Source organism: Agriterribacter sp. (assembly GCF_035444585.1).
Classification (GTDB): domain Bacteria; phylum Bacteroidota; class Bacteroidia; order Chitinophagales; family Chitinophagaceae; genus Agriterribacter.
Genome location: NZ_DAOMOZ010000199.1, coordinates 1,536 through 8,721 on the forward strand (window position 1 = coordinate 1,536; position 7,186 = coordinate 8,721).

General features: G+C 45.4%; 4 protein-coding genes and 1 pseudogene. All 5 read right to left on the reverse strand.

Annotated features, from left to right (window positions below; all coding sequences use genetic code 11):
- Nucleotides 1–269 (reverse strand): annotated as a pseudogene (locus PLH26_RS17390) (sialidase family protein); the annotation flags it as partial.
- Nucleotides 270–649: 380 nt separating this feature from the next.
- Nucleotides 650–1,837 carry an AGE family epimerase/isomerase gene (locus PLH26_RS17395; RefSeq protein ID WP_324587304.1) on the reverse strand — a complete coding sequence of 396 codons (1,188 nt, stop codon included), beginning with the start codon at nt 1,835–1,837 and terminating at the stop codon, nt 650–652.
- Nucleotides 1,838–1,843: 6 nt separating this feature from the next.
- Nucleotides 1,844–3,928 (reverse strand): GDSL-type esterase/lipase family protein, encoded by a 2,085-nt coding sequence (locus PLH26_RS17400; RefSeq protein ID WP_324587305.1) that lies wholly within the window; start codon nt 3,926–3,928, stop codon nt 1,844–1,846.
- 12 nt (nt 3,929–3,940) lie between these two features.
- The gene (locus tag PLH26_RS17405) at nt 3,941–5,518 is read right to left on the reverse strand and encodes an exo-alpha-sialidase (protein WP_324587306.1); all 1,578 of its coding nucleotides are present in this window, start codon (nt 5,516–5,518) and stop codon (nt 3,941–3,943) included.
- A 35-nt stretch (nt 5,519–5,553) separates the two neighbouring features.
- A complete protein-coding gene (locus PLH26_RS17410) occupies nt 5,554–6,807 on the reverse strand; it encodes an MFS transporter (protein WP_324587307.1) in 1,254 nt (417 codons plus the stop codon).
- Nucleotides 6,808–7,186 lie beyond the last annotated feature (379 nt).

Below are 7,186 nucleotides of genomic sequence, written 5' to 3' on the forward strand. Positions count from 1 at the left end.
TCTACAATCGTTTGCAATACGCTCCATGTTTTTCCCTTATCGCTGCTGCGTTTTAAAACAATATTGATATCGCCAAAATCGCCCGCACCGTGTACGCGACCTTCGCAAAAGGCCAGGATATCTCCGTTGGGTAGCCCGATGATGGCGGGGATGCGGTAGCTTTTGTGCCCTTCTGTGCCGGATACAAAAACAGGAACATCTTTAACCTGCGCGAACGGGGTTGTGATAAAAAGAAATAAAGCGATTGCGATAGCTGCTGCTTTTATCATAGCACTTTCAATTTAAAAGTTGATGCAGGTCAGACCGTAAAGTTAAAACTATTGGATTGTAATTTAACCGTGCTGCATTTTAGCAATGGTAGCCGCAAAATGCCTGAATAAAAAAATATTCGGCCGCTTTCGCAACCGGACTTTGTCATACATAATCCCTGAACTGCTGAGGGATATTTTAAATGGATTATTTATTTTATGTCTATGCCCGATGCAGAAAGCCCGGGTCCGCCACCGGCAGTATAGCCTCCGCTTCCACCTGTTTCCCATTTTGAAATCCAAAAAGCATACAGGTCAGCCTCCGTCAAATTACAATGGACTACAAAAGAATCCGTATTTCAGTGGTTTATATCTGATCAGTGTTTGCCTAACAAAAATAATCAACCCTTCTTTAAATGCTCATGTAGCGTCTGCGCGCAATACCATTCCTGCCTGGGCAGGTGAAACGGCCCTTTGAATAAATTTCCTTTGGCGGTTTGTGCAATGCTTCCATCGCGGTGCAGGTAGCCGAACCATTCCCCGTTCTTTTGATCATGAAAGTGTTCATACGAATAATCATGCACCAGCTTGTGCCATTCGGCATATTTTTCATTTCCGGTTAATAAGTAAGCAAGTAAGGTGGCAATGATGGTTTCATTGTGGGGCCACCAGAATTTCATGTCCTGCCAGTATTCCTGAACGGGCTTATTGTGTACATCCCGGAAATACAATATACCGCCATGTGCCGCATCCCATCCGCGCTCCCACATGTAATCCAGCATTTTACAACCCAGCTCAATCAAATGCGGGTCATTATTACGGTACCGGGCTTCATGCAAAATGAACCAGGCGCCTTCAATAGCATGACCGGGGTTAAGTGTTCTGCCGTCAATATGATCAATGATGCTGCCATCGGGCGCAACCTGTTCCATTACACAACGGATATCATCCTTTACAAAATATTTTTCTATTTCTTCGATCCATTGTAATATCAAGGCATCGCAACGGTCGTCACCAATGGTTTCCCTCAACTGTTGGGCGGTGTTCATCATGATCATGGGTACCCCAATGCCTTTGGAGGGACGGATATTCGTAAACTTCGGCTCCAGTTTTTTTTCACCACCGGCATAGGCAATGCAATTTCTGAATACTTCCCTGGCTTTTTGAGCTGCTTCTTCACTGCCGCTTGCTTTGGCATAAGCCGCTGCTGCGATCACATAAAATGTTTCGGAAAAAAAATATCTTCTCTTACGGATCGGCCTCCCATCCGTGGTTACGTGAAAAAACATTTGCCCGTCGGTATCAAAACAATACCTGTTCAAAAATTCATAGCCCAGTTTTGCGCCGTCAAGCCACTCCTGTTTTTTTTCAACCGTATTGTATAAAGTAGAAAGCAGCCAGGTAGCCCTTCCCTGTATCCACACGGCTTTGTCATCGTCAATTAAACTGCCGCCTGCATCGCGCATCAGTAAAAAGCCACCGTGCTCCCTGTCAAACGAACGGGGGAACCAGAAGGGTACTGTATCATTGAGCAGTTGATTGCTGTAAAACGCTTTTAACTGAGCAAGGTCTTGTTTTGAATAAGCCATAACTTTTTAATTGATTTTGATTTTAAAAGTAGAGGCCGGCAAACCTTCGCCATTCACGAGGTTTGCATTCGTGAATGGCTCCCAACCATACAATACCGCCACAGGCCGTTGCTCTTTACCAAAAGGGATGATCACTTTATTGTTTTGAATAAACGCGTTCATATCTGTTTGCTGCCCTTTATCATTCAGCAGCCTGAAACCACGCAAGGTCTCACCGTCATTTGTTTTCAACATTTGAGCATATTGAAATGAAATGACAATCCGGCTATTTTGTTTTACGATGTTCAGGGGCAGTGGCCCCGAGGGCACTATGCTTTTTTGTTGATAGTTGAAATGAAGCGCCAGTCTTGCCAGTCTTTCGCCAACGGGTTTCTTATTCCGCGGATGCACATCGGTTGGGTCGCCCACATCGCTGCTAACAGCCATGCCGGCGTTAGGAATGATTTTCAACAACTGCAACTGGCTGTTCCGGAACGATGGCCACGAAGGACGGTTGAGCGATGATAATTGCACATAGTAAAAGGGGAATTCATATCCCCATTGTTTGCGCCAGCTTTTTACCAGTTCCGGAAAAACAATTTCGTGCAATTCAATATTGTGTGCATTGCTTTCGCCCTGGTACCAGATCACGCCCTCTATGGGAAAATTTACCAGGGGTTTGATGCCAGCTTCGTAATTATAGCAGGGTTCGTAAGGATGCCGTTGTTTGGGGTCAGTGCTGTTTTTTAAATTGGTATCGGCCCGTTCCCTCACCCAGGGTTGAAAAAAATCGGATTTGCGCCAGTTGTACAATTCATTTACCAATACCGGATGATGCTCCATGGTATAGCGATCTATCCAGGATTCGGTAGTGGAACCTCCCACTGCTACCTGTATCAAGCCAATGGGCACATTTAATTGCTGTTGTAATTTTTTTCCAAAATAATACGCAACAGCGGAAAAGTTTTTCGCAGTACCGGAATCACATCTTTCCCATGTGCCGGAGAAGTATTCAAGTTCATTTACTTTTTGCAGGGTCAATGGATCCCACGCTTTGTTATCGGTTTCAGCAATTACCTTCCGGTTCAGCAAACGGATACGGTTGCTTTTTTGCGCCGCCTCCATTTCTATTTTACTGTTTTCTGCCGCCTGTAATGGAAAAGCCATATTGCTTTGCCCGGAACAGAGCCATACATCTCCAATCAAAATGTCATCCAGCGCAATTGTTTTACCGGGCGATGTGATAACCGCTTTAAAAGGGCCGCCGGCGGGCATTGCCGGAAATGGAGCGTTCCATTGTCCGTTGTCGCCGGCAACAGCTACCTGTTGTTTCCCATTGAATGATATGCTGATCTTTTCTCCCGCATTGGCTGTACCGTAAAATTTGATGGGTTTGTTTCTTTGCAATACCATGTGCGGTGCAAACACAACTGGTAGCTGTAGCCCGCCAAAATCGCCGCTGAGCTGTTGATATACCTGTTTGGCTAAAAGCGCGGCGCCTGCTTCGTTGGGGTGAATATTATCGGGCAATAATTCCGGGCGTGAATACAATGGCGTATTAAAGTCAATCAGCCCGGTGTTGTTGGCCTCGGCGATCTGTGGAATCAGTTCCTGTATTTGCCCATACCAGTCACGGGTACCCGAAAGAAAACGGGGGTGACCGTTGCTAATGGGCGACAGGCGGCAGATATAAATTTTTACGGAAGGATTTACCTGCCGGATCGTATCAATGAGCCAGGCATAGTCAGGTGCAAATTCATCGCGGTAATTGGGCCAGTTGCGGGGATCGGTATCGTTCAATCCGAGGTGCATAACGGCAATATCCGGATCAAATGCCAGGGCTTCTTCAAATGCTGCGGTTTTGTTATAGGGATTGTGCCCTTTGCGTAAGAGTGTGGCGCCACTGCGGCCAAAATTTCTTACTTCGTATTTTTCGCCGAGTAGTTTTTGCAATTGTGAAGGATAAGAGCTAAGCTGCGGGTTTTTATGCCCGGCTCCATAGGTTACCGAGTTGCCGATGCAGGCAACTTTGATCTCTTTTTGTTGTGCGCTGACATTAACTGCCGTAAACGCCAGCAAAAACAAATAAAATACACTACGGTATAGGCTCATTTTTCAAAAACATTATCGGATGATATCGCTAACCGGTATCCTTAGAAAATATAATTCCCTTAGGCCTTCATAGATAAGACCAATGGTATTGTCATCAATTTTTGTGAGTGCAGAATAGCCATACAACCGGCGTTCATCCAGCAACAGTTCATTGTCCGGCAGCCAGGTTTCACCCAGGTCAAGACTGGCCTTTATCGTCATATCCTTTCTGGCTGTGGATGAATTGACATTGCTGAAGAACAATACATCCTTCATCACTCCTTTTACCTTCACTTTTGCTTTGATGATGCTGGCCATACAAACCGGGTCGGGCAAAGCATGGTAAGATGTTGGATGTTCTGTCCAGCTTTTTCCAAAATCTTTTGTAGTAGCTACGCTGCGGAAGCTGCCGCGGTTATCCCGCATATTCAGCATCAGCGTACCGGGCGTGGTTTCCACAACCTGCGCTTCGGTGGTATTTGATTTGGCGCCAATACCGCTTTTCCATGTTTTGCCATGATCATCACTATAAATAATGGATGAATGCGGCATGCCGGGTTTTTTGCTTTCATCCCAGTACTGCGATGCAAACACCAGTGTTCCGTTTTGCATAGCAATGCCATTTCCCGGCCCGTTGAAATATAAATGCCATATTGGGTTTTTTACCTGTGTTGTTATTGAAACCGGTGCAGACCAGGTGAGTCCATCATCATCGCTGCTCACCAAAACAAACTGTCCGGTGGTATCTGGTGAAAGCCCGGGCTCCGATCCCGCTATTGATCTGTTGCCTTTACTCCAGAATGCAGCCACCCATATTTTTTTTGTAACAGGATCAAACAAAATAGCAGGATCGCCTACGCCGTTGTTTTCATGCGGAGCGCCCATATCCATGATGTTTTTCATCGGCTCCCATGTTTTGCCGCCATCGGTACTGCGGTTTATGCCTACGTCAATATTGGCGGGCAGATCACCGGCGTGTTTATAGCGAATATCATACACGGAAATCAACGTTCCCTTATCGGTTGTTGTGATGCCGGGTATACGATAGGTATGTACACTATCATCCCAGGTTTTGCGCAGGGCGATGCCGCTGTACTTTTTATAATTTCCTTTTTGTTCGATGACGGGATGTGTTTTGTTTGTTTTATCCGCCAGTTCCGTTACATGAAATTCTATTCTTGTATCAATATCGGCATCCTCTTTCAGGCTTGCGCTAAACCAGATATAGTTCCAGCCCGGTGTTGCGTTGATGTCAACCGGTATTGATATTTGCTGAGTGGACGGTTTTACTGAAGCAACTTTGTTCGTGGTATTAAACAAAGGCTCGTTTCCATTGAAAAAAACTTCCAGCTTATCCATCGCTTTTATGGCAGATGCGTTTAAGCTGCCCCGGATATTTTGGTAATCAACAGATGCACCTGCAGGCAGATAGACCTTCACACATAAGAGTGGGTTGGCATCCAGTCTTTTTAATACGGGATTAGTGGGGGCAACAGCAATAACGGTTGTTTTTCCCGCTTTAGCAACCGGCATATTTTTTTGTGCATAACATGCCGACAGGGTAAAAATAAGGAGACAGGATGCACAAATATTTTTTTTTGTATTCATCATCGCATATTGTTTGTTATCTTAACTATTCAGTCTGCTCATTTTGTGAGCTCATCAAAATCATTTGCTTTTGGGCGCAGAAAAGAGAGCTGAACAATCAGTGCCACCGATACGATAGCGCTTAATACGGCAAAGCCGAAGCCAAAGTTTCCCTGGTCTTTAAAGCTGCCCAGCACCTGCGTTACAGCGGCGCCTGCAAATACACCTACCATATTCATAAACCCATAAGCTGTGCCCCGGAGTTTTTTAGGAACAAACTGGCACAGAATGGGCATATTGTTGGCATCAAACATACCAAACCCCACCCCAAACAGGATGCCTGCCCCAACTACCGTAACAAGGGTATGACCATACCCCAGCAGGATGAGGGAGGGAATGGTTAATCCCAGGCCTATTGCGCTGGTCATTACCCTGCCCCTTACGTTTTTTTGTACCCATTTGTCGGACAGCGGTCCTCCTATAAAAACAGCGCCGACAAATGAAGATGCGGCCAGGATAAAGGTGGAAAGTGGTCCCGCCACTTCCATGGGCATGTTCAGGCTGTCTGCAAATAAGGTGGGAAACCAGTTTTTGGTAGCCCAGCCGGGTAAGCTGGGTGCCGCAAAATAAAAGAGGATGACCCAAAAGGCCATGTTTGAAAAAAGCAATCCCAATCCTTTAAACAAGGGTATATGGCTGGATGGGTTAATGACTGCTGCCGGGGTATCTCTCTTTTCTCTTAAAAAAGCAATCAGCACCAGGGCATATACCATACCTGTTATTCCAAACCAGTGAAAGGCGCTGTGCCAGCCGTATTCGGCAGCCACTGAAGCTCCAAAGCCACCCAATGCTGAACCGGTGTACAGTCCGGTCATGTGAATACCTATGGCAAGGGAACGGGTTTTACCCGAATGATAATCGGCTATCAGGGAAAGTCCGGCAGGGATATACAACGCCTCACTGATGCCCATCACTCCCCGTAAGATGAGCAAATGATTGTATTGTGTAGTGATACCCATTGCATAGGTAACAGCCGACCATACAAATAGGCTACCTACAATAAGCCATTTCCGGTTCATTCTGTCGGCAATAATTCCGGCAACCGGGCTCATAAAACCATAGATGTACAGGAATATGGCCATGAGGAATCCAAAGGCTTCAGCCGTTTGCAGTTCCGCGATATCTACCTGCATAGAAGGCTGCATGGTGCTGAGCATCTGCCTGTCCATATAATTGAGGAGTGCCACCACCCACAAGAGTGCCACCACTATCCAGGGATATTTCTTTGAATTTTTCATTTGCATGTTAAGCATCCGTTTTGTTTAACCGTATTTCGTATTTATGTGTTTTCTGCTGTGTTAATGTGTTTTCGTTTTAAACACATAGGATCATAGGCACATAGGGGCACATAGGTTTTTGTTCTTTCTGCGTTAATGTGTTTTCGTTTTAAGCACATAGGATCATAGGTACATAGGGGCACATAGGTTTTTGTTCTTACTGTGTTAATGTGTTTTCGTTTTAAGCACATAGGATCATAGGCACATAGGGGCACATAGGTTTTTGTTCTTACTGCGTTAATGTGTTTTCGTTTTTAAACACATAGGATCATAGGTACATAGGTACATAGGGGCACATAGGTTTTTGTTCTTTCTGCGTTAATGTGTTTTCGTTTTAAGCACATAGGATCATAGG

Excerpts from the sequence above, each read along its gene's own strand:
- PLH26_RS17410 (WP_324587307.1), bottom strand. The coding sequence starts at position 6,807 with ATGCTTAACATGCAAATGAAAAATTCAAAGAAATATCCCTGGATAGTG.
- PLH26_RS17400 (WP_324587305.1), bottom strand. The coding sequence starts at position 3,928 with ATGAGCCTATACCGTAGTGTATTTTATTTGTTTTTGCTGGCGTTTACG.
- PLH26_RS17395 (WP_324587304.1), bottom strand. The coding sequence starts at position 1,837 with ATGGCTTATTCAAAACAAGACCTTGCTCAGTTAAAAGCGTTTTACAGC.
- PLH26_RS17405 (WP_324587306.1), bottom strand. The coding sequence starts at position 5,518 with ATGATGAATACAAAAAAAAATATTTGTGCATCCTGTCTCCTTATTTTT.